At 40.1% G+C, this 25,559-nt stretch carries 22 protein-coding genes; 17 read left to right on the top strand and 5 right to left on the bottom strand.

All coding sequences use genetic code 11. From position 1 onward, the window contains the following. The 14 genes from VCASEI_RS18460 (at position 1) to VCASEI_RS18395 (ending at position 16,381) form a co-directional block, all read left to right on the top strand. Positions 1-1,224, top strand: coding sequence for an AAA family ATPase (locus VCASEI_RS18460; RefSeq protein WP_086960005.1), 1,224 nt, complete (start codon positions 1-3; stop codon positions 1,222-1,224). Further along, positions 1,224-2,201: a ParB/RepB/Spo0J family partition protein gene (locus VCASEI_RS18455; protein WP_089110652.1), complete on the top strand. Its 978-nt coding sequence runs from the start codon at positions 1,224-1,226 to the stop codon at positions 2,199-2,201. The genes VCASEI_RS18460 and VCASEI_RS18455 overlap by 1 nt, the downstream gene beginning before the upstream one ends. Before the next feature lie 98 nt (positions 2,202-2,299). Beyond that, positions 2,300-4,402: a GNAT family N-acetyltransferase gene (locus tag VCASEI_RS18450; RefSeq protein ID WP_089110651.1), complete on the top strand. Its 2,103-nt coding sequence runs from the start codon at positions 2,300-2,302 to the stop codon at positions 4,400-4,402. Positions 4,403-4,749: 347 nt separating this feature from the next. Further along, positions 4,750-5,388: a pyridoxamine 5'-phosphate oxidase gene (pdxH, locus tag VCASEI_RS18445; protein ID WP_086960008.1), complete on the top strand. Its 639-nt coding sequence runs from the start codon at positions 4,750-4,752 to the stop codon at positions 5,386-5,388. Positions 5,389-5,590: 202 nt separating this feature from the next. Further along, positions 5,591-6,382, top strand: coding sequence for a helix-turn-helix transcriptional regulator (locus VCASEI_RS18440; RefSeq protein ID WP_086960009.1), 792 nt, complete (start codon positions 5,591-5,593; stop codon positions 6,380-6,382). Positions 6,383-6,549: 167 nt separating this feature from the next. Further along, positions 6,550-9,708 carry a bifunctional proline dehydrogenase/L-glutamate gamma-semialdehyde dehydrogenase PutA gene (gene putA / locus VCASEI_RS18435; RefSeq protein WP_086960010.1) on the top strand — a complete coding sequence of 1,053 codons (3,159 nt, stop codon included), beginning with the start codon at positions 6,550-6,552 and terminating at the stop codon, positions 9,706-9,708. 11 nt (positions 9,709-9,719) lie between these two features. After that, positions 9,720-10,436, top strand: a complete 717-nt coding sequence (locus VCASEI_RS18430; protein WP_086960011.1) for an aldehyde dehydrogenase family protein — start codon at positions 9,720-9,722, stop codon at positions 10,434-10,436. Between the two features lie 103 nt (positions 10,437-10,539). After that, positions 10,540-12,033, top strand: a complete 1,494-nt coding sequence (gene putP, locus VCASEI_RS18425) for a sodium/proline symporter PutP (protein ID WP_086960012.1) — start codon at positions 10,540-10,542, stop codon at positions 12,031-12,033. Positions 12,034-12,425: 392 nt separating this feature from the next. Then, complete coding sequence (gene cspE / locus VCASEI_RS18420; protein ID WP_017025474.1) at positions 12,426-12,635, top strand: transcription antiterminator/RNA stability regulator CspE; 210 nt, start codon at positions 12,426-12,428, stop codon at positions 12,633-12,635. 124 nt (positions 12,636-12,759) lie between these two features. Then, the gene (locus VCASEI_RS18415; RefSeq protein ID WP_089110650.1) at positions 12,760-13,422 is read left to right on the top strand and encodes a Qnr family pentapeptide repeat protein; all 663 of its coding nucleotides are present in this window, start codon (positions 12,760-12,762) and stop codon (positions 13,420-13,422) included. Positions 13,423-13,599: 177 nt separating this feature from the next. Beyond that, on the top strand, positions 13,600-13,947 hold the full coding sequence (locus VCASEI_RS18410) for a YajD family HNH nuclease (protein ID WP_089110649.1): 348 nt from the start codon (positions 13,600-13,602) through the stop codon (positions 13,945-13,947). 15 nt (positions 13,948-13,962) lie between these two features. Next, positions 13,963-14,670, top strand: coding sequence for an AraC family transcriptional regulator (locus VCASEI_RS18405; RefSeq protein WP_086960015.1), 708 nt, complete (start codon positions 13,963-13,965; stop codon positions 14,668-14,670). A 105-nt stretch (positions 14,671-14,775) separates the two neighbouring features. Continuing rightward, positions 14,776-15,687 carry a DMT family transporter gene (locus VCASEI_RS18400; protein ID WP_086960016.1) on the top strand — a complete coding sequence of 304 codons (912 nt, stop codon included), beginning with the start codon at positions 14,776-14,778 and terminating at the stop codon, positions 15,685-15,687. 67 nt (positions 15,688-15,754) lie between these two features. After that, on the top strand, positions 15,755-16,381 hold the full coding sequence (locus VCASEI_RS18395; RefSeq protein ID WP_086960017.1) for a LysE family translocator: 627 nt from the start codon (positions 15,755-15,757) through the stop codon (positions 16,379-16,381). A 69-nt stretch (positions 16,382-16,450) separates the two neighbouring features. Here VCASEI_RS18395 and hpf read toward each other — a convergent pair whose 3' ends face one another. The 5 genes from hpf to VCASEI_RS18370 all read right to left on the bottom strand — a co-directional run bounded on the left by hpf (position 16,451) and on the right by VCASEI_RS18370 (position 21,342). Further along, positions 16,451-16,810 (bottom strand): ribosome hibernation-promoting factor, HPF/YfiA family, encoded by a 360-nt coding sequence (gene hpf, locus VCASEI_RS18390; RefSeq protein WP_086960018.1) that lies wholly within the window; start codon positions 16,808-16,810, stop codon positions 16,451-16,453. A 343-nt stretch (positions 16,811-17,153) separates the two neighbouring features. Beyond that, the gene (locus VCASEI_RS18385; protein WP_086960019.1) at positions 17,154-17,996 is read right to left on the bottom strand and encodes an ABC transporter permease subunit; all 843 of its coding nucleotides are present in this window, start codon (positions 17,994-17,996) and stop codon (positions 17,154-17,156) included. 37 nt (positions 17,997-18,033) lie between these two features. Further along, positions 18,034-18,945: an ABC transporter permease subunit gene (locus VCASEI_RS18380; RefSeq protein ID WP_086960020.1), complete on the bottom strand. Its 912-nt coding sequence runs from the start codon at positions 18,943-18,945 to the stop codon at positions 18,034-18,036. Positions 18,946-19,002: 57 nt separating this feature from the next. Then, positions 19,003-20,154: a polyamine ABC transporter ATP-binding protein gene (potA, locus tag VCASEI_RS18375; RefSeq protein WP_089110648.1), complete on the bottom strand. Its 1,152-nt coding sequence runs from the start codon at positions 20,152-20,154 to the stop codon at positions 19,003-19,005. 99 nt (positions 20,155-20,253) lie between these two features. Then, positions 20,254-21,342 (bottom strand): polyamine ABC transporter substrate-binding protein, encoded by a 1,089-nt coding sequence (locus tag VCASEI_RS18370; RefSeq protein WP_374700989.1) that lies wholly within the window; start codon positions 21,340-21,342, stop codon positions 20,254-20,256. 815 nt (positions 21,343-22,157) lie between these two features. Here VCASEI_RS18370 and VCASEI_RS18365 point away from each other — a divergent pair. From VCASEI_RS18365 to VCASEI_RS18355, 3 genes are all read left to right on the top strand, one after another. Further along, positions 22,158-23,837, top strand: coding sequence for a diacylglycerol kinase family protein (locus VCASEI_RS18365; protein ID WP_086960022.1), 1,680 nt, complete (start codon positions 22,158-22,160; stop codon positions 23,835-23,837). A gap of 121 nt (positions 23,838-23,958) precedes the next feature. After that, a complete protein-coding gene (locus tag VCASEI_RS18360) occupies positions 23,959-24,828 on the top strand; it encodes a DMT family transporter (RefSeq protein WP_089110647.1) in 870 nt (289 codons plus the stop codon). A gap of 232 nt (positions 24,829-25,060) precedes the next feature. Continuing rightward, a complete protein-coding gene (locus tag VCASEI_RS18355) occupies positions 25,061-25,546 on the top strand; it encodes a DUF1097 domain-containing protein (protein ID WP_086960024.1) in 486 nt (161 codons plus the stop codon). Positions 25,547-25,559: the final 13 nt, after the last annotated feature.

Below are 25,559 nucleotides of genomic sequence, written 5' to 3'. Positions count from 1 at the left end.
ATGAAAAGAGAACAGACGATTCACAATCTTGAACGTTTAGCTGAATTAACTAAACAGGTGCAAGCTGACCGCATTGAAATTGTTTTAGAAGAACGTAGAGATGAACATTTCCCACCCATGTCTAAAGCGTTGATGGAAACTCGTTCAGGGCTAACTCGACGTAAATTAGATGAAGCCATTGCTAAAATGGAAGCCGATGGTCATCAATTCACTAAAAATAATGCCAACCATTATTCGATTACATTGAGTGAGGCTCATCAATTAATGGATGCGGCTGGTGTTGATATGTTCCATCAGCGTAAGAAAAATCAATGTAATAAACCGTGGATTGTGAATGTTCAAAACCAAAAGGGTGGAACAGGGAAATCGATGTCCGCTGTGCATATTGCTGCTTGCTTGGCTTTGAACCTTGATAAACGTTACCGTATTTGTCTCATTGATTTGGATCCACAAGGCTCTTTACGTTTGTTCTTAAATCCCCAAATCAGTGTGGAAGACCGTGAAGAAATCTATTCTGCTGTTGATGTAATGCTAGACAATGTTCCTGAAAATGTTGAAATTGATAGTGAGTTCTTACGTAACAATGTGTTGTTACCGACTCAATATCCTAATTTAAAAACGATTTCAGCGTTTCCTGAAGATGCCATGTTCAACGCTGAAGCTTGGCAGCATTTATCACAGAATCAATCATTGGATATTGTTAAGTTATTAAAAGAAAAGCTAATTGATAAAATTTCTGATGATTTCGATATTATTATGATGGATACCGGACCACATGTTGATCCTTTGGTGTGGAATGCCATGTATGCTTCGAATGCTTTATTAATTCCATGTGCCGCTAAGCGTTTAGATTGGGCTTCCACGGTTAACTTTTTTCAGCATCTTCCAACGGTTTATGAAATGTTCCCTGAAGACTGGCAAGGGCTTGAGTTTGTGCGCTTAATGCCAACGATGTTTGAAGATGACAATAAAAAGCAAGTCTCTGTATTAACGGAGATGAATTACTTATTAGCTGAACAAGTTATGATGGCAACGATTCCTCGTAGCCGTGCATTTGAAACCTGTGCCGATACTTACAGCACGGTGTTTGATTTAACTGCAGGTGACTTTGAAGGTGGTAAGAAAACATTAGCCGTCGCGCAAGATGCGATACAAAAAAGTGCCCTAGAGTTGGAGCGTGTTATGCACAGCCATTGGGCTTCACTTAATCAGGAGAGTAACTAATGGCGATTAAAACTTCTGACCTAAATGCAAAACTATTTGGAAAAGCAAATAAACGCCGCGCGACTTCGCCTGTTGAAGCTCAAGCAGCAGCAAAAGATAAAGCACAAGTGATTGAATTGGCGATTGCTGGTCAAGATTTAGTAGCATTTGAGCTTATTTCTATTCCAGCCAGTGAGATTGAACAGCAAACTGTTGTTTTTTCTGAAAACTCGCGTGAACAATCGTTTTTAAATGAACACGCGCTATCGGATATTTTGGTCACATTAAAAGATCGTGGTCAGCAATATCCTGCAGTTGGTCGACGTAATACTGAAGGTAAAATTGAAGTACTTGATGGCAGCCGTCGTCGCATGTCTTGTTTATTAGCACAAAAAGATTTTTTAATTTATGTTGCTGATGATATTGAAACAGAACATGCTAAGTTTTTGTCCGATGTAGCTAATGCTCATAAACCACTATCGCTTTATGAGCGTGGCCGTGAAATGCAGCTTAAGTTGGATTCTGGTGAAGCTGAAGATCAAAAAGCATTGGCACAGATATTTCAATGCAGTGAAGCATTAGTGAGTGGTGCTTTGAAAGCAGCCGCATTGCCACTGGCGTTATTACAAGCTTACCCTAATGTGAGTGATGTTGGTCGACCAACGATAGTGAAGCTGCATAAGCTTTATCACTCTTTGCCACAGAAATCTCAGGCATTATTATTAAGCAAATGTCAGTCAGGACGTGGTGCAGTTTGGAAAAACTCTCCATCTCAAGGTGTGGCTCGTTTAACGAAAGAGGTATCGAGCCAACTAGAAGAATGGATTGAAGAGCTTGCTCCTACACAAAAAGAGCCTGGAAGCACTAGCATTGAGTTGATAAAAGGTCGGGCCATTTATAATCGTAAAGGCAATAATTTATCATTATCGTTGAAAAAAATTGATGATGAACTCGCAGCGGAAATTCTTTCTTTTGTAGAATCGAAACTGAACGCTTAATTATTTTAGCCTCTACCAAATCTAAGCTGCCAGCAATGTGCGGCTTTTTTTGTGCCTGTGATATGCTTAGGTTATTGTTTTCCATAAGTTGAATTGCCATGTCTGCCCTAGCCTATTTGAATCAGTTAACCCGACAACTTTCATTTGATCGCCACCGTTCTGGTGTCATGCTCATGCTCACCGATTCAGATTTGAAAACATTACTTGAAGGCTATATTCAAGCACAGCACAGTAACGATCAATCGATTAAAGAAAAATCAGTGGCAATTCTTGGAAGTTATATTGAATTAGAGGGAAATGTTGAAGCGTTGTCTTATAAGCAAGGCCACCAGCTATTAGGTCAAGAAATATCGACCCTGATTGTTGATTGTACGGACGGATTCGATGCTAACAGCTTTTCGGCGGCGCTAGGGGCATTAATGGGAGGGGGCTTAGTCTTTATTGCGAACGTTGAAAAACTGGATGAATCGAATAGCAAGGCTTGGTTATCCCAGCATTTTCAATCCTGGACTGTTATTGATGATTTAAATGTTGCACCCGATACGGCTTCGTTGAAGTTATTACCAAGTCATATGACTCACTCTGCTTTTATTGGTGCGCGTACCGCCGATCAAAGCACCGCTATCACCGCAATTAAAAAAGTGCTTTCTGGGCATAGAAAGCGCCCATTGGTTATTAATGCTAACCGAGGCAGAGGTAAAACCTCATGTTTGGGGATGGCCGCTGCTGAGCTAATGTTTGAGAAAGCTTGTCAGATTATGGTTACTGCGCCAGCGTTAAAATCAATTGAACCCTTATTTGCGCATGTGCAGTTAGAATTGAACAAGTTAGAGCCAGCATTAATTTGGTCTAAGAAGACAAAAACTGAATGGCAGCTTTCAAATGGTGCGAGTCTTCGCTTTTGTGCGCCGGATGAATTATTACTGACGAGACCTTCTACGGATTTACTTTTCGTAGATGAGGCGGCTGCATTACCTTTATCCAGTTTGCAAGATATGGTTACTCATTATCATCGCGTTGTTTTTAGCTCAACCACACATGGTTATGAAGGTTGTGGTCGTGGCTTTACACTAAAATTCATGTCATGGCTTAACCAAAATCGTCCTGGTTGGAAGCTTGTCGAGTTAATCCAACCTATTCGTTGGAATGAAAATGACCCATTAGAATCATGGCTTTTTGATACTTTCTTATTGGACGCTGATAATTCGAATTCTGTTTCTGTCTCTTTGGCTGATAAGGTCGCATTAAAATCTATCGATAAATCTCAATTATTACATCATCCTTCTTTATTTCGAGAGATCTTTGCCCTTTTGGTTAATGCTCATTATCAAACCTCTCCAAATGATTTAATACAAATATTGGATGATGACTCTATTGAAGTGATTCAAATTATTAGCGGGGATGTAAGAGTAGGGTGTTTGCTACTTACTCTGGAGGGAGGTTTAGACGATTCATTAATTATTGATATTCAGCGAGGAAATCGTCGACCAAAAGGTCACCTTGCCGCCAGTTATCTTTGTAATCATTTGGCATTGTCACAAGCGGCGAGTCAACGTTCAGCGAGAGTAATGAGAATCGCGATTGGATCTAATTTCCAGCGTTTAGGTATCGGCTCCAATGCCTTATCTTTATTGGTGAATCATTTGGCTGAACGCGTAGATTTTATATCGGTGAGTTTTGGTGCTAGCACTGAGCTTGTTAAATTTTGGCGTAAAGACTTCCAACTGGTGAGTTTAGGAACACGCCGTGATCAAGCTAGTGGTTGTTATTCAGCCTTTATGGTTCGTGCTCTATCCGTATCGTCTCAAGATTGGATTCAACAAGCTTCGCAAGATTTTCTTGTTAATATCCAAATATCACTGCCATTTATTTATAACAAGCTTGAAAGTGATTGTTTGATGGCAATGTTACAGCCTGATATTACGCATAATGAAAAGCTTGCCTTGCCAGCCTTAGTGTCTAATTATGCCCAAGGCGGTAATAGCTACGAAAGTGTTTCCGCGACCTTAAATCAGTATCTTTGGCAATCTTTATTCCGTTCACCATTGGAGCGTAGTCACGAAAATAAATGTGTTTTGGATAAAGTGCTTTTTAGTCAAAGTTGGCAAGAGGTTTCAGCTAAATATGGTTTGAATGGAAGAAAAGATATCGAAGCTCGTATACGCCAATATCTTTTATCAATACATCCTTACAGCACTTGATGCTGTAGTTTTGTTGACAGGATTCATCCCCTTTATTCTTTATAAAAAGTCATAAATTAACTATGTTCATGGGGATTCATTCACTTGTCTATCAATACAACATCAGTGGCTTTTGCTTTTTTGGGGATAGAAAGCGAATATAAACTAATTTACAGTGTAAATTGTTAAGGTTTTATATCGAATCCTAATTTACACTGTAAATTAATGACCGATAAGAATATGAGTTGCGCTAAGGATGAGCTATTTTAGTCATTGATGATGTATGAATATGAAAATCCTCTCTTATATACTTGTTATGAAAAGTATATAAGAGCAAAATTAATCAAAAGTCACTAGGGATTAATAGAATGAAACTTACCGATATTCGTCGAGAATATTCATTAAATGGACTTAAGCGGTCTCAGCTGTTGGCCAATCCAATTGATCAATTTAATCTTTGGTTAGAGCAAGCCATTGACGCAGGGTTAACTGATCCAACCGCGATGACGGTGGCGACCGTGGATGAGTATGGTCAACCTTTTCAGCGGATAGTTTTATTGAAAAATGTGGATGACGATGGGTTTGTTTTTTATACCAACCTTGGAAGTCGTAAGGCCCAGCACTTACAACATAACAATAAAATCAGCTTACATTTCCCGTGGCATCCTTTAGAAAGACAAGTTCATATTACCGGCACGGTTGAGAAATTATCTGCAATGGAAAATATGAAATACTTCACCTCTCGCCCCAAAGAAAGTCAATTAGCTGCTTGGGCGAGTAAGCAAAGTAACCGAATTTCAGCTCGTAATGTGTTAGAAGGAAAGTACATGGAACTAAAAGCCAAATTTGCTGAAGGTAAAATTCCAGTGCCGACTTTTTGGGGGGGATTTCGCGTAAAAGTTGATAGCATTGAATTTTGGCAAGGCGGTGAACATCGTTTGCATGATCGATTTATTTATGAAAAATCAGACGAATCTGACTGGGATGTTTCTCGATTAGCGCCATAATCGTAATAATAATGTTTTTTGAATGATGACTAATAAGTTGTGATATTGGTTCTATCATACTTATTTATTGAAATAACCTTCACCGTAGTTTAGCTCTTCTTGATCATCGTTCTGGAAGAATGATCAAGAAGAGATGGATAGTCTATACTAAAAGACTTAAAAAAAACTATGCAAAAAACTATAAAGGATTAGTTTGCTAGCCATGATTAAACCAAATGACTTTCATCATTATCCACCAAAGCCTGCGCAAGTTATTACGTTACCCAGTTATATGAATAGGCATCATCATGACTATACCCAAATCGTGATTGGCTTAACTGGGCGTGCTGAATTTGATGTCGATGGCGAGGTGAATTTAATTGGGCCCGGCCAAGGTTGTATTGTTCGAGCTTCTTCTGAGCATAGTTTCGGTGGTATTGGTACATCAGATATTCTTGTATTGAATTTTATCAACATGACGGAACAAGATTCTCAGGTTTCCCATTTACTTGAAGAGTTATTGGCTGACGAGGTGTACTTTCAGCTCGATTTCCAGATACAACAATTAGTCAGAATGTTAGTACAAGAAATCAAATCCAGCCCTGATGATTTGCTCCTCTGCCGAGCGTGCCAGGATACCATCATTGCATTGCTGTATCGGCATATTAAAAAATTTGAAATGTTCAAAAAAGGGAATCGTTTGAATATGGATTTGCTTGATCGCTATATCCATCAACACTTAGCCAGTAAAATTAGTGTCTCTGACTTAGCCGCTTGTGTTTTTCTCGGGGAAAGCCAATTTCACTTAGTTTTTAAAACTCAGATAGGGATTACACCTCATCAGTATGTATTAAATAAACGCATTGAAATGGCGAAAAATCTTATTAAAGAAGGGCAGTACAATTTAGGCCATATTGCTGAATTAATTGGTTTTTCTGACCAAAGTGTTTTTACCCATACGTTTACCCGTTTAGTCGATGTTTCCCCTTCCCAATACCGCAAGCAAATACAATAATCTTGTCTTAAAAGACATATTAAAAATATGTGACCATGTTGGTTTTTTGTTATTAATGCGATTTTTAAGCAAATGAAGCGGAGTTTTAATCAATTCTTTATGCTCATTTGCCACTACACTTCAAAGAATATTCGTTAATTGTTCCGATTTGTATGTGAGGAAAAAGCATGTTTACAGCAACCGATGTGTTGAATACGGAATTTAATCAGCAGCCTTTGGCTAAGCTTTGGTCTTTAATCTCACCGTTATATATGGTGGATGAATCAGTATGGTTACGAGAGTTATTGCCTTTGGCGACACCAAGTTCGCAAGAAAAGCAGCTAATAGAAAGCCAAACTGGTGAACTCATTAAATCTATTCGTGCGGATAAAAAATCGGTTCAAATGATTGATGCCCTACTGCTTGAGTATAGCCTCGATACCCATGAAGGCATTTTGCTTATGTGTCTTGCTGAAGCTTTAATGCGTATTCCTGACTCCGCTACGGCTGATGCTTTGATCCGAGATAAATTAAGTGTGGCTGATTGGAAATCTCACCTAAAAAATTCAGATTCTGTTTTTGTGAATGCTTCTACTTGGGGGCTGATGCTAACAGGGAAAGTCGTTGGCTTGAAAGAGTCGCAAGCACAAAGCCCCACTCAAGGGTTAAATCGGTTATTGAATAAAATGTCAGAGCCTGTGATTCGTAAGGCTATGCATCAAGCGATGAAAATAATGGGTCACCAATTTGTACTGGGTCGTAGCATTAAAGAAGCGCAGAAAAATGGCAAAACAATGCGTGAAAAAGGTTACACCTACTCTTATGACATGCTTGGTGAAGCGGCATTAACTAGTGATGATGCACAAAAATATTTTAATGACTATTTGATGGCGATCACTGCGGTTGGTAATGACAAGTATGATCACTCAAAAAGCCCGGCACCATCGATTTCTATTAAACTTTCAGCATTACATCCTCGTTATGACGTGGCAAATAAAGCGCGAGTACTCACTGAACTTTATGCCACGGTCGAGCAATTAATTGTGCAAGCAAGGCAGCTTGGTGTGGCGCTCACGATTGATGCGGAAGAAGCCGACCGTTTAGAACTTTCATTAGAATTGTTCGAAAAGCTGTATAGAAGCGAAGCGGCAAAAGGGTGGGGCAAGTTTGGCTTAGTCATTCAGGCGTATTCAAAGCGCGCATTGCCGGTTTTAGTTTGGCTAAATGCTTTAGCGAAAGAACAAGGCGATATGATTCCACTTCGTCTTGTAAAAGGTGCTTACTGGGATAGCGAAATAAAATGGTCGCAGCAAGCGGGATATTCCAACTATCCTGTTTATACCCGAAAAGAGTCGACAGATGTCGCGTATTTGGCTTGTGCTCGATTTTTATTAAGCGATCAAGTACATGGACATATATTTCCTCAATTTGCGAGCCACAATGCCCACACAGTGACCGCGATTGCGAATATGGCGACGCATACTGATTATGAATTCCAGCGCTTGCATGGGATGGGGGATGCGCTGTATGAGCATGCCATGACCAAATTTGGTCAATCGGTTCGCATTTATGCTCCGGTGGGAAGTCATAAAGATTTATTGCCTTATTTGGTACGCCGACTATTGGAAAATGGCGCAAATAGTTCATTTGTGCATCGTTTGGTGGATGCACGTTGTCCTATTGAGACGCTAAACCAACATCCGGTTGATACTCTGCTAGCCCAACATCATTTTAATAATACCGCAATACCTCTTCCTCCCCACATTTTCTCTGAAAGAAAGAACGCTTATGGGGTGAATATTGATATTCATAGTGAAAGCCTACCCTTTGAAGAGCAAGTTAATCAATGGCTTGAAAAGACATGGCAAGCAGGACCAATTATCAATGGACAATACTTTTACGGAAGCATGATCAAGGATAATACTGATAACGAAATGATGATCAAGTCGGTCTCTGCACCTTATGATAGAAAGATCCATGTTGGATCTGTGGTGTTTTCAAACCTTGATCATGTTTCCGAAGCTATTCAGGTTTCTCAATCATGCTTCCATGAGTGGAACGGGCTTGGATTTGAAGAGCGTGCAAGTAAATTAGACCGTTTAGCGGATCTTTTGGAAGATCATTTAACTGAGTTAGTCGCGCTTTGTCATAAAGAAGCGGGAAAAACCATTCACGATAGTATTGATGAAGTTCGTGAAGCGGTCGATTTCTGCCGTTTTTATGCGAAACAGGATGCCATTTTTACTGGTGAAGACATAGTCGGTTTTGATGGAGTAGAAAGGACGATCAGTCGAGAGGGGAGAGGGGTATTTGTTTGTATTAGTCCTTGGAACTTCCCATTAGCAATATTTTTGGGTCAGATAACAGCAGCGCTTGTGAGTGGTAATACTGTGATTGCTAAGCCTGCAGAGCAAACCAGTTTAATTGCGGCTCGCGCTGTTGAGTTGATGTTGGAAGCGGGTTTCCCAGCGGGTTCTATTCAATTACTCACAGGGAACGGGGCTTTAATTGGTCAAGCATTAACTTCTAACCCGGCTATTGCTGGTGTCGCATTTACCGGTTCAACGCCTACAGCGCAACGCATCAACCAAACTTTGGCATTACGTGATGCGAAACCTGTACCATTTATTGCTGAAACGGGTGGTCAGAATGCGATGATTGTGGACAGTACGGCTTTACCTGAACAAGTTGTGCGTGATGTGTTGCGCTCTGCTTTTGCTTCCGCGGGTCAGCGTTGTTCTGCTTTAAGAGTACTGTATGTTCAAGAAGATATTGCTGACCGAATTATTGAGCTAATTAAAGGCGGGATGAACCAGCTATCCGTTGGTTTACCTTATTTACATCAAACAGATGTTGGTCCTGTTATCGATTCAATAGCAAAAGAAAAGCTTATTGCACATATTGACGAAATGAAAAAAACACAGCGATTAATCAATCAATTGCCACTTGATTCGGTATGCCAATCTGGGCATTTTGTTGCCCCTACAGCAATAGAAATTAATGATATTCGAGCTTTAACAGAAGAAAAATTTGGGCCAGTTTTGCATGTTGTACGTTTTAAAGCCAACGAATTAGCAAAAGTGGTACAAGACATCAATCAAACTGGATTTGGTTTGACGATGGGGATTCATAGCCGGAATGAAACGACTTATCGTTGGATTGAAAAACAAGCTCGTGTAGGTAACTGTTATATTAATCGCGATCAAGTTGGCGCGGTTGTTGGCGTTCAACCATTTGGTGGGCAAGGCTTATCGGGGACTGGGCCGAAGGCCGGTGGGCCACATTACCTATACCGTTTTTCTCAAGTAAATCTTTCTGTTTCTAATGCAGTGCAGCCAACAGCCTAGGAGCGTTTTGTATGCAACCTATTACTCGTTTTTCTGAAGTCACGGTTTTTGATGCTATTACGGCATGGGAGCAGTGGAATTTAACCGAATACACCTTTAAAAGTGAGTGTTTACTATCCGTTTGGCGTAATTTAGAAAAGGAACAACCTGAATTAAGTTCCATTATCAAGTATCATCTTCATCAAGCCGATGAGCGTTTGGCTGAGCCAAAGTTAATGCCAGGGCCTACGGGTGAAACAAATGAACTCTATTGCGCAGGCCGCGGTGTTTGTGCCTTGATTGTTGAAAATAACACATCTTGGGCTGCGGTAATGGCTATGTTGACTGCCGCATTGATTACGGGTAACAGTGTGGTTATTTGTTGTGATGATATCGACTTGAATAAAGTGATTGAATCTGCCATTTCAACTGCTTTACCTGCTCATGTGGTTCAAATAGTGGCTTATGACTCTTATCAAGAAGTTATAAAATCGGATATTCGCATTACTGCATTCATTGGTAGTGATGTAACTCAAATGTCTATAAATCGTTTATTAGCGGAATCTGAAGGTGTTATTACGCCTTTAGTGGCTGAAACGGTGGATGGGACATCTACAAGTGGGCATGATTTGGTCTTAACGCATGATCCATCTTTAGTACTTAGTTTCATTACTGAGCGAACACGTACCATCAACATTACCGCAGTGGGTGGCAATGCGACCTTACTGGAATTAGGTGATCAGCACTAAGTGTTTGAAACTAAAATTACAGTGTCTACACTTAGAACTAACGCAACAAGAAAATATAAATAGCCCTCCGGGATAGGGGGGCAATAATTAAAAAGGGTATATTATGATTGAGAATAGCTTTGCTATTACCAGCACATTTATCGCGTATTTAGCAATTATGCTTGCTATTGGGTATTACGCTTATAAACGTACATCGAATGCGACAGATTATTTTTTAGGGGGACGAACGCTTGGACCTTGGCCTGCGGCACTATCGGCAGGTGCATCAGACATGAGTGGTTGGTTATTGCTTGGTGTCCCAGGTTATGCCTATGCTGCAGGTCTTGAGGCAACATGGATTTGTGGTGGCTTATTGATTGGTACTTGGTTAAATTGGCTTATCAGTGCAAAGCGATTACGTACTTACAGTATTACAACCAACTCCATTACCATCCCTGACTTTTTAGCCAGCCGATTTTTAGATAAATCGAAGTTAATTCAGACTATTTCTGCTTTTTTCATTTTGCTTTTCTTCTTGTTTTATACCAGTTCTGGTTTGGTTGCAGGTGGTAAATTATTCGAAACTGTATTTGGTCTGGATTACAAAATTGCTGTTGTCATCGGAACGGTTTGTGTGATTTCTTATACCTTGTTCGGTGGTTTCCTCGCGGTAGCTTGGACCGATTTAGTACAAGGTTTATTGATGTCAGCGGCTCTACTGATTGTTCCTATTGCGGCAATGAGTGGCGGTTTTACTCAAGTTGATATTGATTTGAATACGATTAACCCTGAATTGCTGAATATGTGGACATCGGCAAAAGGTGAGCCATTAACCGCTATTGCAATTATTTCATTGGTTGCATGGGGGTTAGGCTATTTTGGCCAGCCACATATTTTGGCGCGTTTTAAAGCCACACGTAGCAATAAAGACCTGACAACCGCTCGTCGTATCGCTGTAATTTGGACGGCGTTATCAATGGCTGGCGCAATAATGGTCGGTATTGTTGGATTGATTTATGTCAATGCTCATCCAACGCTTGAAATTGCTGATGGTGAGAAAATCTTCATGATCTTAGTGAATGCGATTTTCCATCCTGTTATGGCGGGTATTTTATTAGCGGCTATTTTAGCGGCCATCATGAGTACAGCCGATTCTCAATTATTAGTTTCATCATCGGCTCTAGCTGAAGATTTTTATAAGCAAGTCTTTAAGCAAGATGCGACGCCAGAACAAGTAGTTGTCGTTGGACGTATTGCAGTTATTGGTGTGTCACTGATAGCGCTTATGCTGGCAATGAACCCTGAAAGTTCAGTATTAGGTCTAGTATCTTATGCATGGGCTGGTTTTGGGGCTGCATTTGGTCCTGCTATTGTATTAAGTTTGTATTGGTCGAATATGAATCGTAATGGTGCATTGGTTGGTATTTTAGTTGGTGGTATTACCATTGTTGTTTGGAAACAACTTACCGGTGGCATTTTTGATGTGTATGAAATTGTTCCTGGGGTGATTTTCTCGGCAATTTCTATTGTTGTCGTTAGTCTTGTTACCGGTGGTGCAACAAAAGAAGTGTCAGCACAACATCAGAAATTCCAGCGTCAATTGGTTGAATTAGACTAAGTTAAATTGTTATAAAATAGTCATAATAATAGAGGCCTCCATGTCATATTGGAGGTCTTTATGTATAGGTGTCTAGTGTAATGACATGTTTGTTTTTTCATATAAAATAAAGGTTTAGATGTTAATTTTAGGTCTTTTTAAATGTTTTAAACAACTCAGATCAAGTTTTTTAAAATATCCCTATACATCAGAGATAAACGCGAGTATCTTTAATCACGGCCTGAAAAGACCTATTTATTTGAACAATGCTTTAGAAGTCTTCGCAACACCTGATATACCAGTTTGTGTCATGAAGTGTTTCCTTTAGAAGTAGCCTCACTTAAGTAATTCTCTTCGTGGCTATAACACGCAAAAGCGTAATTGATTAGTAAAAATATTTATAGGATTTACCCATGTCTAAGACAACTGGTACAGTTAAGTGGTTTAACGAAGAGAAAGGTTTCGGTTTCATCACTCAAGAGAATGGCGGTGCAGACGTATTCGTTCACTTCCGTGCTATCACTGGTGAAGGTTTCCGCACTCTGGCTGAAGGCCAAAAAGTTGCGTTTGAAGTTGAGCAAGGTCAAAAAGGCCCTCAAGCTGCAAACGTTGAAGTACTATAATTAAGTACTTATAAAGAATTAAAAAAAGCCGCATCTGTTGCGGCTTTTTTGTATCCAAAATTTGCTCATTTTAACCCTTTCATCCTATACCTTTGGTCATTAGTAAGTAGAGTAAGTATTCATCATGGCAAATCAACCCCTAAATAAACACTATAACGACCATAACTTCTCCGGAGAGGATCTGTCCGGTGAAACTTTCCAGAGTTGCCACTTTTATCAATGTAATTTTTCTCGATCAGATTTAACGGACACCACATTCATCGATTGTGTTTTTATTGAAAGTGGCGATGTCATTGGTTGTGATTTTAGTTATACAAATCTTAAAGATGCTAGCTTTCAAGGTTGTAATCTCAGCATGGCTAATTTTGATGGTGCGATTGCGTTTGGTATTGAAATGCGTCATTGCCACCTTAAAGGCGCGAGTTTTGTCCGTACTCAGTTTGCTAATTTTATTACTCATAACACCTATTTTTGTTCGGCGTTCATTACAAATTGCGACTTGTCTTATGTGAATTTAGAAAATCAAAAATTAGAAAAATGTGATTTGTTTGAAAATCGTTGGCGTGGCGCTAATTTATCAGGAACATCATTTGAAGGTTCGGACTTAAGCCGTGGTGAATTCTCTGAGGAGCACTGGCAACAAGCTCATTTCCAACAATGTAATCTATCGCATATTGAGTTGAACGGCTTAGATATACGGACGGTAAACATAAGAGGAGCTATGATTTGTCAATGGCAGCAAGAACAACTATTAGAAACGCTTGGGATTATTACGATTCCTGATTAGTATGTCATCGATGAATGCTAAGGCTTCATTTGGGTTTACAGTGTAAATCATGACGTTATATATCCAATAACAATAACAATAACACGTTATTTATCTTTCTTAAGCTAGAATCAAAGGTGGTGTTTCACCATGTCAGCATTTATTATTAATTCAATGTTTCTTAGTTAGGATAGAATAATGTCATCAGATTTTTATGGAACCAGTGCTGGTTATGCACGCAAAGAAAGTGGCTACCGTGAAAAAGCATTAAAGATTTATCCTTGGATATGTGGTCATTGTGCACGCGAGTTTGTGTATTCTAATTTACGAGAGCTGACCGTTCATCACAAAGATCATGACCACACTAATAACCCGGAAGACGGCAGTAATTGGGAATTGCTTTGCTTGTATTGCCATGACCACGAACACTCTAAATATTTGGATCATGATTTATATGGTTCGGCTGACTCCACGCCAAAAGAAGATGAGCATCAAGTGGCAACTCATAATCCGTTTGCAAACTTGAAAGATTTACTGAAAAAGTAATCAATATGAACGATTATGATTAGCGATCGGTTATCCATTCGTTCTTACATTAGTCAATTACGTCAGCATAAGCATGATTATCATCAAATTGTGCTGCCACTACAGGGCGTGATTGAAATGCAAGTCGGCGAGTTTGATGGCAAAGTCAGTGTTGGTGATGCCATCGTTATTCATGCTGGATTGAACCATGCTTTTTCCGCGGATGAAGCTGCGCGTTTTTTAGTGGTCGATCTCAGCCAACTTCCACCTAACTTATGCCATGCTCAAACGAAAAAGTTTTTGTTATCTCCTGCGACTCTAGCTTATGTGCAATTTGCCGGGTTGCAGTTAATGAGCAAGACTAATGTCCATTTAGAAAATGCGATGTGCGGTATGCTATTGCAGCTGTTAGAACAGCAAGGTCAGCAACTTAGAATCGATCCTCGTATTGCGAGTGTTATCAGTGAAATTCAGCAAGATATTAGTCAAAACTGGTCGGTTGAACGATTAGCCAAACTATCCTTTTTAAGCCCTACTCAATTTAAAACCGTATTCAAATCGAACCTAGGCCAAACCAGCCAGCAGTTTGTTTTACAACTTCGAATGGAAAAAGCCAAAGCGCTATTAACTCATACCGATCTCCCTGTGCAATTGATCGGAGAAAAAGTAGGTTTTTCTAATCCATCTGCATTTACTCGCCGCTTTAGCCAATTTTTTGGCCTGTCTCCTAAATCATATCGATAACCATCAGTTTAGTCATAAAGACCGTCTGATCAGCACATTTTAGTGACCAATGATTCTTATACTGAAAACTCACTTTAGTATAGTTATGGATTCGAAAGGTTAAAAATGCAAAGGATTGAAAATTTACGCTCCCCCATTCGCTTTGAAACGGCGGCCCCTTTGCTGTTTTTATTGATGTGGAGTAGTGGGGCGGTGATGGTGAAAATGGGGCTAATGGATGCTTCGCCTTGGACTTTTTTATTTTTACGTGCAATGGCCACTTTTCTGTTCTCAACGGTCGTACTATTGATAGTCAAACCAAAACTGAAATTTGAATTGTTTCGTCATGATAAAGAGTCAATTATAGCGGTGCTAAAGGTGGGTTTCTTTTTACAGTTTGCCTACCTCAGTACCTATATTTTATCGATCGATGCCGGAATATCGCCAGGGTTGATTACTATGATATTAGGTTTTCAGCCGCTAATTACACCATTCCTTGCAAAAGAGAGTATGTCTAAAAAAGGTTATGCGCTGTTAGCACTTGGTTTTATCGGCTTATGCATTGCTGTTTTGGGCGCAAAAGGGATAGATGCTTCACATGTGATAGGGCTGTTGTTTGCCTTGTTGGCTTTGATGTCGTTAACCTTTGGCACCATTAAGCAAAAAGGCATCAATATGAATATTGAAAGCATGGTGGTCTACCAAAACTTATTCACCTTATTGCTATTTAGCGTGGTGGCCTTATGTACTGACTGGCAAGTGGAATGGACCAATGAGCTCTTTATTTCATTATTTTGGATGAGTATTGTGGTCTCGGTTGGGGCGGTGATGTTGCTGCTTTATATGCTTAAGCGAGGTAGTGCCAGCCAAGTAAGTGTGTTGTTTTATTGCATACCTCTTTTGGCCATTATGTTTGATTATTTGATCTTTGGTGAACAGTTAAGTGGCATTACTATGGTTGGTATTGTCGTGGTGGTGATCGCTGTGTATTGGTTTCAAAAACTAAAACCAGTTCAAGCCAAAGTTAATAAAATATAAATTAATAATTGAATAGAAAGTAGATTGATGTTTTTATATACAACACATTGATAAAAAGGAGTTTTCGATGGATTTATGGCACGGATTAGTTTTAATTACCTCTATTCACTTATTAGCCGCCGCTTCGCCCGGGCCGGATTTTATACTGGTTTCGCAACAAACTATATCAAATGGTAAAAAAGCAGGTCTGTTGTGTAGTGTCGGTATTGCACTAGGTTTATCGATTCATATTCTTTATTCTGCTTTTGGTTTAGCGGCGATTATTGCTAATTCTGCAAGTTTACTTTGGGTGATTAAAATACTCGGTGGTGGTTATTTAATCTATCTAGGCTGGCAGGGACTAAAAGCGAAAGCCGCATTACCTGATGAAGTTGAGTTGCCAGTAGCGAAAGTACAGTCTGCCAAAAAGATGATTGGAATGGGTTTCTTGTGTAATGCTCTAAACCCTAAAGCGCCGATTTATTTTGTGTCTTTATTTACTTTAGTACTGTCAGCGGATATGCCGATTTATCAAATCGCAATTTATGGCGTGTGGATCATGGTTTTACAGTTCGCATGGTTCTCTTTGATTGTGACGTTATTGTCTCGTCCGGCGATTAATAAGAAGTTTAAGCAATGTGGTCATTGGATAGATCGAGTACTCGGTGGTGCTATGGTTGCACTGGGCATTAAATTGATGATTACTCGAAGTTAATTAAAAGTATATGAAATGAAAAAGGAGCTCATTTTGAGCTCCTTTTTACGTTCTTAGTAAATGAAGTTATTAATCAACGAGTTTCATCTCTTGGATGATATCAGAAGCGATTTCTGGTTTGGTGCTGGTTGGTGTAGCGTGAAGTTCAGCTTTGAGTTGGCCTTTGCGGTTTTTAAGTCCAGTTTCTAATTTTTTCACAGCAGTCGCGATGGCTGGGTACATGACTTTATCTTCAGATTTCGCTGAAATACGCACGCCTTCGTAGTTGGTAAAAGTTTCTACGTGGTGCTCGTTATGTTGCTTTGTAATGATGATATCGCAGCTAATTAAGTCGGGGAAGTGAGAAGATATTTTATTGAATTTGCTTTCAATTTCAGCTCGTGAATCGTCGCTGATTGATACATGATGCGTTTGGATGTTTATTTTCATACACAATACCTTCTGTTGAAAAGCCTTAAATAACAAGGCGAAATTCTGATTTGATATCCTAGTATTTAGTTTGTTGATAAGTCGATTGTCATCATCAACGTCAAATACTATACCTCCAACCTAACAAACTTTTTCTCATTAGGCAAAGTGGTTTAGTGGTTTATATAAGTCTAGTTACAAATCAATTTTATGGTTATGTGATTTCGCTAAAACGGGTATTTATTTTACTTTAGCAATTCTCTTTCTTATGTTTCAAATAAAATTACAATGTGAAACATTGCCTTGATGATATAAAAAAGAGCACCTTATAAGTGCCCTTTTAGGGGGAGATATATTAACGTTATTAATGAGTAGAGACCGCTTTTTTGCTTTGGTAAATCTCTTTTTTACGGCGTTTTTCTGCTCTTGCCATGATGAACCAAGTCGTAAAGGTAAATAATGATACGCACAACAAAATCAAACTCGCAATGGCATTGATTTCTGGTTTCACTCCTAAACGAACGGAAGAAAAAATTTCCATTGGCAACGTGGTTGCACCAGGGCCAGAGACAAAGCTTGCCAACACCAAGTCATCCAATGAGAGTGCAAATGCCATCATGCCACCTGCCACCAATGAAGGTGCGATCATTGGTATGGTAATTTGAAAGAATACCTTCCACGGTTTTGCACCTAAATCCATCGCGGCTTCTTCCATTGAAATATCTAATTCGCGTAAACGAGAAGACACTAAAATAGCCACATATGAACTGGTGAATGTGGTATGAGCAATCCAAATCGTCATCATGCCACGTTCCACAGGCCAGCCGATTAAGTTGTTCATTGCGACAAACAATAATAGCAAAGACAAACCAGTGATCACTTCTGGCATGACCAATGGCGCTGTTACCATACCGCCAAACAAGGTTTTACCATGAAAGCGTGGAATGCGAGTTAATACAAAGGCGGCCATTGTGCCTAAAGCCACTGCTGAAATAGCGGTGTAAAAGGCAATTTCTAATGAGCGAAATACAGCACTCATCAGTTGGGTGTTTTCCCATAATGATCCGTACCATTGTATTGACCAACCGCCCCAAACCGTTACCAGTTTAGAAGAGTTAAATGAATAAATTACCATGATGACAAGTGGCAAATAAATGAATGCTAGGCCTAAAACCAGCATCAGATTTGCAAAGCCAAAACGTTTCATTTTAGTTTTTCCTTTTTAAGCTTTTGCTTCTTTCTCTTTAACCTTCAAGCGCTTTAGCTTGAGTACGATTAAAGAAAATAATAGGGATCATCAATACCACTAACATGACGACTGCTAATGCTGCAGCGACAGGCCAATCACGGTTATTGAAGAATTCTTGCCATAATACTTTGCCGATCATTAAAGTATCTGGTCCACCTAATAATTCAGGGATGACAAATTCACCAACGACAGGAATAAACACTAACATGCAACCCGCAATAATGCCGCTTTTCGACAGCGGTACGGTGATTTGCCAGAAGGTGGATACATTGCGACAACCTAAGTCCGACGCTGCTTCTAGTAAGCTTTGATCGTGTTTAACAAGGTTGGCGTAAAGTGGTAACACCATAAAAGGCAAATAGGAATACACGATCCCGATGTAGACGGCTAAATCGGTATTCAGTATTTGCAGAGGCTCATTAATCACACCTAAATGCAATAAAAATCCATTAAGTAATCCGTTATTGCTTAAAATACCCATCCACGCATAAACACGGATGAGAATGGCTGTCCACGTTGGCATCATGATAAGCAGCAATAAAATGGTCTGCGTCTCTTTTTTCGCTTTCGAAATTGCATAAGCCATTGGGTAGCCAATGAATAAACAGGCTAGAGTACTAATTAACGCCATTTTTAATGAACTTAAATAAGCGGCCAAATACAGTTCATCGGCACTTAATAATAAATAGTTGCCCATGTTCAGTAAGATGGTGATTTGTTCGTCTGCCCAGCTGACTAATTCTGTATAAGGCGGTATTGCTACATCCGCTTGTGAAAAACTGATTTTTAGTACGATAACAAAGGGCAATAAAAAGAAAGTAAATAGCCAAAAGAACGGAATGCCAATGACTAACTTTCGGCCAATTTTTTTATCGATTTGCCACTTGTTGAATAGGCTTGTATTCATCGTTGTGCCTTTAATGTAATGACTTTTCTGAGTGCTGAAATTTTTATTCATTGAACGTTATTGCAATACTACGCCGCTGTCGTCTTCCCAGAATAAGTACACTTTATCCTCCCAAGTTGGACGTTTACCGTGGCGCTCTGCGTTGGCAATAAATGCCTGTACTATTTTTCCAGACGGCAATTGAATGTGGTAGACCGAATGCCCTCCTAAATAGGCGATGTCGTACACAACGCCGGTTGTCCAGTTAAAATCTGGATGTTCAAGATCGTTTGGTAAATGCGTACTCATTAATAATTTTTCAGGACGCAAGGCGTAAGTCACTTTTTTGTTTTCTGCTTGTGAGCTAATACCGTGACCGACATAAATGGGTTGAGATAAATCAACACAAGCAATGGTGGCGTGATCTTGTTCATCTTCTACTAACATGCCATCAAATAAGTTCACATTACCAATGAACTCACATACCAAGCGATTGACTGGCGTTTCATAAATATCCATTGGGCTACCAATTTGCTCAATGCAGCCTAAATGCATGATGGCAACACGTTGCGCCATGGTCATTGCTTCTTCTTGATCATGAGTAACCATTACGCAGGTCACGCCAACACGCTCAATGATCTCAACCAGTTCAAGTTGCATTTGAGATCGCAGTTTTTTATCAAGCGCGCCCATTGGTTCGTCGAGCAATAACAACTTAGGGCGTTTCGCTAATGAACGAGCCAGAGCCACACGCTGACGTTGACCACCAGAAAGTTGGTGTGGTTTACGGTTGGCGTATTGTGCCATGTGAACCAGTTTCAGCATTTCTTCTACCCGAGCTTTTATTTCATCTTTTGGTAGTGAATCTTGCTTCAAACCAAAGGCGATGTTCTGGGCGACACTCATGTGTGGGAATAAAGCGTAAGACTGAAACATCATGTTAATTGGGCGATCGTAAGGTGCCATGTCGGTGATATCGACGCCGTCCAAAATGATGCGCCCTTCGGTTGGTTTTTCAAATCCAGCCAACATGCGCAATAGGGTGGATTTACCCGAGCCAGAGCCGCCGAGCAAAGCGAATATTTCACCTTTATTAATGCTTAGTGAAACGTTATCGACAGCAATAGTGTCATCAAACTGCTTACTGACACGATCAATCTTCACCAGTACTTCTTTTGGTTTGGATTGACGTTCTAACGCTTTTTTATAGGCACTGGAAGTAATGACCATGCTTTTGATTCCTGTTACTTTTTATTCAAGAAAAAAGGCGTCCTGAGTTGGACGCCTTATCAGCGGTTACCCACCTATAATGGGGAAAGGCTTTAGGCTTTATCGACCTGTTTTGATCTTAGTCCAAGTGCGTGTCATCACACGTTGTACCTTGGCAGGAAGATCGCTAATGGTATAAATATTCTTTAATGTTGCATCATCAGGGTAAATGCCTGAGTTTGTGCTAATGTCATCATTTACAAACGCCGTTGCCGCTTGATTGCCGTTTGCTGCGCTGACTTCATTGGTGATGTTCGCAATGACTTCAGGCTTCATGAGGTAATTTAAAAAGGTGTGCGCTGCTTTGACATTTTTCGCATCAGCAGGAATTGCCATCATGTCGAAATAACTGCCAGCCCCTTCTTTCGGGATCACGTATTCAATCTTGTTACCATTTTTTGCTTCATTAGCGCGGGCTTGAGCAATAAACAAATCGTTTGAATAACCCACAGCGACACAAATATCCCCATTGGCTAAATCAGAAATGTATTTAGACGAGTGGAAATAGCTTACGCTTGGGCGAATTGACATGAACAGCGCTTCAGCTTGTTTTATGTCATCAGGCTTTTGCGAGCCAGTGTTTAATTGTAAATAATTTAACGCTGCGGGTAACATTTCAGTGGGTGAATCTAAGAATGAAACGCCACACGATTTCAGTTTTTCCATATTTTCAGGTTTAAATACTAAATCCCATGAATGGACGGGCGCGTCTTCACCTAGAACCTTCTTCACTTTATCCACATTATAAGCAAAACCAATGGTTCCCCATAAATACGGCATGGCGTATAAATTACCTGGGTCGCTTGGTGATAATGCATTCAACAATTCAGGGTTTAAATTATTCCAGTTAGGCAGTTGAGTACGATCTAACTTTTGGAATACCCCCGCACGAATTTGTTTGGCTAAAAAGTTATTTGAAGGCACTACCACATCGTAGCCAGAACGGCCGGCTAATAGTTTTGCTTCTAATACTTCGTTGCTGTCGAATACGTCATACACCACTTTAATACCCGATTCTTTTTCAAAATCAGAAATGGTATTTGGCGCGATATAGCTACTCCAGTTATACACGTGAAGTACTTCGTCTTGAGCGAATGTTTTGGTTGAAGTAAATAATGCAGCAGAGGTGAATACAGTAGTCACCGTCATTGATGCAGCGAACACAACATTTTTAAAAGACACAGAATCTTTAAAAGACATAATAAAGTCCAAAATGGCGGATCGAATGATCCAAATGTATTGCCCACCAACCTAGCTTGTGGCCAGTTTTCCTTTTGATTTTGCACCCTTTTTGACATGGGAGTTTTAGATGGGATTCATCGTTGACTACCGAGTCTTTTTCTTGAGGTACAGCCTTCTGGGTCTAACTGATTTGAGTCAGGTTGAACAAAAATTAATTTAATAATTGAAGATTCAATATGACGTTTTCTGAGTGGGGTGCATGAAGGGATAAATTCACCCGTACTCGTAGATTTGCAGCTTACGCCTATTGACCTTGCGTCAACGGAGGCTTGCACGAATATGACCTAGGCCAGTGCTTAAGCTGGTACTTTCTTGCGAAGAACAGGGCGATAATAAATCGAAAATCTAAATAGTAAATCAGAATAAATTTATGGTTTCGATAAATTTTTTTTGTAGAAATAATTTTTGTTTCTTGCTTGTTTTTACATGAATTTTTCTTGTTTCTGATATCGCGGTGATGAATGGATGACAAGGTAGTAAGGATGTTAATCATTAAGATTGTGCACGTACGGCTAGAGCGTATCGCGATGAAGATAATGGGGGTTTCTAACAAAATGTTAGCCTCAACTAAAATGGGTATATATACCAACTTGATATAAGATGGATGTAACGTTTAAAAGTGATACTGTGTAAATCGTTTTAACTGTGATTAATGGCATTGTTTGCTTAAAGAGCAGTTTAGTTAAAGAACCATTTTGGTTAAAGAGCAGAAAGGAAGTTAAATGATAGTGACCAAATACTACGTGGCAGGCAGTCTTCTATTTTATGTACTGGCGTTACTTTGCCCAAGTTTCTGGTTGTCTATTCCATTGGCATGGGTTGCGTTATCACTTTCAGTGGTGAGTATTGCCTACTGGTGTAATTTCCCTCATCTATTTCGTAAAAGCCCGAATGGTGTCATTCCAAACGGTATTCAATTGGTGCTAGCTCCTTTTCTCATTGGTGTGCATTACTATAATTATTGGGCGAGAAGGCGTGATTCTGTCGCTCCCATTCAACGAATTGATCCCCAACTTTATTTATCTCGGCGCCTTTTTTCTAAAGATTTAGATGAATTAAAGGCCCAAGGTATCAGCAGTATTTTAGATATTACGGCTGAGTTCCGAGGGCTAGAAAGTGGTAAAGCGAGAAAAGAATTCCATTATTTTAATTTGCCTGTTTTGGATCATAAAGTGCCATCAAAGCGCAAATTATTGAAAGCATTAGATTGGATTGATGTGCAATTGGCAGATTCTAGAAAAGTCGTGGTTCACTGTGCGTTAGGAAGAGGGCGCTCGGTATTTGTATTGGCCGCTTATCTGCTTCGTCGGTATCCTCAGTTAAGCATTGAAGATGTGATGGAAAAAATTCACTCCATTCGCAGTACCGCAAATTTGAATAAGGAGCAGATGGCTATGTTAACTACCTTAGATAAAGCAAAAATATTCAGCGCAGAAAAAGAGTGTGGCTCAGGCCCTGCAACAAAGCAAAATGCTAGCAGTAATAAAACGGTTTGGATTATTGTGAACCCAGTTTCTGGGGGAGGGAAGTGGGGGATCTATAAAGAAGATATTCTAAAAAAAGTAAAAGAAAAGTATCACGTTGAAGTTAGGGAAACTACGCCAGATATTTCTGCAACCCATTGGGCGAAAGAGGCAGTTAAGGCCAATGCGTCTTTAATTATCGCTGGTGGAGGGGACGGTACCGTTACTGAAGTGGCGAGTCAAATTGTCCATACCGATATCGTACTTGGTATTCTGCCACTTGGAACCGCGAATGCGCTTTGTCATGTGCTTTACGGTATTGAAAATAAAATTATCCCGGTAGAGACCGCTTGTGGCGCTATTTTAAAAGGTGAAATAACCAAAATAGATACGGCATTATGTAATGACGATCTTATGCTGCTGGTGGCGGGGATTGGTTTTGAGCAACAAATGATTGAATATGCCGAGCGAGAAGAGAAAAACAATGATGGTCAATTTGCTTATTTGAAAGGCTTATGGGGCGCGATTTCCAACAATGACACGCTGCATATCAATATGACATTAGATAAAGATGAGCCTCAATCATTAGAAGTGAGCAGCTTAGTGATTGCCAATGCGGCGCCATTTACGACGCTTTTAGCGCAAGGTGGTGGCGAGCCGGATTTGCAAGATGGCATTATGGATATTACCTACTTACTAAGCCATGAAAGTGTTTCTGGCCGCTTGCTGTCGTTGTCTGAATTGGCCTTATCGGGCCTATTACCGACTGCTGAACCGGTTGGGTTTATTCATAGACAAGCGAAACAAGTCGAAGTGTCTAGTGATCAACCCTTTAAATATGTGATAGATGGCGAGTTATATCAAACCGATAAATTAACGGTTCGTGTTCAGCCAAGGTCATTGAATGTGATGGTACCAGGATGGTTTAACGATCAATAAGTCATTGGTTAATTTGCCATTGGCATTAGGTATAGAAAGCTACGAAACATCAACAGCCCTAGTAATCTAGCTTTCTACCCTTTATCATCAGCCTACTTTTTTGTTAACGAGATGTTTAACTATGTCCAATCATTCACCCGTTTTGGGTGCATCGTGGATGCTGATCGCGGGTTTATCTTTTGCCCTTGTCAATAGTATTGCTCAATATATTAGTATTATTTTTTCTCTTCCTTCTACCACCGTTGCTTTACTTCAATATGCGATTGCGTTGGTGGCTATTCTGCCGTATTTGAAAACGTTAGGCATTCGAAAGTCTTTGTATACTCAACATTTCTGGTGGCATGCTTTTCGCGTCTTTTTATCCGTGATTGGCATTCAGCTTTGGTTTTGGGCGTTAGCCTATCCTGTTCCCATTTGGCAAGGTATTGCGTTGTTGATGACCTCTCCTTTGTTTGCCACGGTAGGGTCTGGTCTTATCTTAAAAGAAAAGGTGGGGTGGGCACGTTGGCTGGCAACATTGGCTGGCTTTGGCGGCGCAATGATCATTCTAGAACCTTGGTCGGATGCATTTAGTTGGGCAACCATGTTACCGGTGGGAGCAGCTTTCTTTTGGGCTTGTTATTCGCTTATGGTCAAGAAAATGTCGGTGAATGATTCACCTTCGACCATGGTGGTGTATTTATTGCTGTTGTTAACGCCATTTAATGTCTTTTTGGCACTCCCTGAATGGTCAACTCCTGTCGGTTGGACGGTTTGGCTATTATTGATTGGTGCTGGTGTGATGACCGCTTTAGCTCAATGGGCGATTGTCAAAGCCTACTCGGTAGCCGATGCCTCATTTGTTCAACCTTTTGATCTTGCTAAACTTCCATTTAATGTTTTTTTGGGCTGGTTAGTATTTGGTTGGATCCCGACAGGCAACTTATGGGTGGGCGCCGCGATCATGATGGCATCCATTGTATTTATAACCCAGTGGGAACGTCGTAAATAGATGATTGGTGTTAGGAGATAAGAATCTAGCACCAATAAATGTGTTGGTTTATAAGTGTTATTATGAATACAAGCCAGTTAATCGCTTGCATTCTCACTTTGGTGTAATGAATATTTTTGTTTCAATTACTTTGTGATCAATCTCTCTAAATATCATGCCATTCCCTTTTAGTATGCTCGCTTAAATTTATTTTGGTTGTTGTAAAGGCAATCAACCGTGGCGAGGCCTTACCATGTCAACACTTCTGGCGATTTCTCTTACTACAGGTTTGCTTTCTGGCATTTGGGGCTGGGTTGCGGTTTCTTTAGGTTTATTGTCGTGGGCGGGCTTTTTAGGGTGCACCAGTTATTTTGCATCGCCAACTCAAGGGATTAAAGGACTAGGGATCAGCTTACTGACTAATTTAGCTGGGGTAGGTTGGGCTTTAGTGATTATTCATGGTTCGCAGCAATTTGGCAGTGATATTATTGGCTATGTGTTGACAGCAATGGTGTCTTTCTTTATGTGTATTCAAGCTAAAAAACAGTGGCTGAGTTTTATCCCTGGAACCTTCATTGGTGCATGCGCGACGTTTGCGGCTAATGGACATTGGCAGATTGTGATCCCTTCGTTGTTATTGGGTGGGGGATTTGGCTATTTGATGAAAGCGAGTGGTGTGTGGCTGCAAGCAAGAAGTCAGGTGAAAGTAACAATAACTCAAACGCCATCGGCACCTTAATTCCCCTATACTT

Source organism: Vibrio casei (assembly GCF_002218025.2).
In the GTDB taxonomy this organism is placed as follows: domain Bacteria; phylum Pseudomonadota; class Gammaproteobacteria; order Enterobacterales; family Vibrionaceae; genus Vibrio; species Vibrio casei.
The sequence above is the reverse complement of the archived record's forward strand: the minus strand, read 5'-3'. Positions and strand labels throughout refer to the sequence as shown.

Bases quoted from the DNA above. Each gene is read 5' to 3' on its own strand.
- VCASEI_RS18365 (WP_086960022.1), top strand. From the start codon at position 22,158: ATGATAGTGACCAAATACTACGTGGCAGGCAGTCTTCTATTTTATGTA.
- VCASEI_RS18380 (WP_086960020.1), bottom strand. From the start codon at position 18,945: ATGAATACAAGCCTATTCAACAAGTGGCAAATCGATAAAAAAATTGGC.
- VCASEI_RS18430 (WP_086960011.1), top strand. From the start codon at position 9,720: ATGCAACCTATTACTCGTTTTTCTGAAGTCACGGTTTTTGATGCTATT.
- VCASEI_RS18395 (WP_086960017.1), top strand. From the start codon at position 15,755: ATGGATTTATGGCACGGATTAGTTTTAATTACCTCTATTCACTTATTA.
- putA (WP_086960010.1), top strand. From the start codon at position 6,550: ATGTTTACAGCAACCGATGTGTTGAATACGGAATTTAATCAGCAGCCT.
- VCASEI_RS18415 (WP_089110650.1), top strand. From the start codon at position 12,760: ATGGCAAATCAACCCCTAAATAAACACTATAACGACCATAACTTCTCC.
- putP (WP_086960012.1), top strand. From the start codon at position 10,540: ATGATTGAGAATAGCTTTGCTATTACCAGCACATTTATCGCGTATTTA.
- VCASEI_RS18450 (WP_089110651.1), top strand. From the start codon at position 2,300: ATGTCTGCCCTAGCCTATTTGAATCAGTTAACCCGACAACTTTCATTT.
- potA (WP_089110648.1), bottom strand. From the start codon at position 20,154: ATGGTCATTACTTCCAGTGCCTATAAAAAAGCGTTAGAACGTCAATCC.
- VCASEI_RS18360 (WP_089110647.1), top strand. From the start codon at position 23,959: ATGTCCAATCATTCACCCGTTTTGGGTGCATCGTGGATGCTGATCGCG.
- VCASEI_RS18440 (WP_086960009.1), top strand. From the start codon at position 5,591: ATGATTAAACCAAATGACTTTCATCATTATCCACCAAAGCCTGCGCAA.
- VCASEI_RS18370 (WP_374700989.1), bottom strand. From the start codon at position 21,342: ATGACGGTGACTACTGTATTCACCTCTGCTGCATTATTTACTTCAACC.
- cspE (WP_017025474.1), top strand. From the start codon at position 12,426: ATGTCTAAGACAACTGGTACAGTTAAGTGGTTTAACGAAGAGAAAGGT.
- pdxH (WP_086960008.1), top strand. From the start codon at position 4,750: ATGAAACTTACCGATATTCGTCGAGAATATTCATTAAATGGACTTAAG.
- hpf (WP_086960018.1), bottom strand. From the start codon at position 16,810: ATGAAAATAAACATCCAAACGCATCATGTATCAATCAGCGACGATTCA.
- VCASEI_RS18410 (WP_089110649.1), top strand. From the start codon at position 13,600: ATGTCATCAGATTTTTATGGAACCAGTGCTGGTTATGCACGCAAAGAA.
- VCASEI_RS18355 (WP_086960024.1), top strand. From the start codon at position 25,061: ATGTCAACACTTCTGGCGATTTCTCTTACTACAGGTTTGCTTTCTGGC.
- VCASEI_RS18400 (WP_086960016.1), top strand. From the start codon at position 14,776: ATGCAAAGGATTGAAAATTTACGCTCCCCCATTCGCTTTGAAACGGCG.
- VCASEI_RS18405 (WP_086960015.1), top strand. From the start codon at position 13,963: ATGATTAGCGATCGGTTATCCATTCGTTCTTACATTAGTCAATTACGT.
- VCASEI_RS18455 (WP_089110652.1), top strand. From the start codon at position 1,224: ATGGCGATTAAAACTTCTGACCTAAATGCAAAACTATTTGGAAAAGCA.
- VCASEI_RS18385 (WP_086960019.1), bottom strand. From the start codon at position 17,996: ATGAAACGTTTTGGCTTTGCAAATCTGATGCTGGTTTTAGGCCTAGCA.
- VCASEI_RS18460 (WP_086960005.1), top strand. From the start codon at position 1: ATGAAAAGAGAACAGACGATTCACAATCTTGAACGTTTAGCTGAATTA.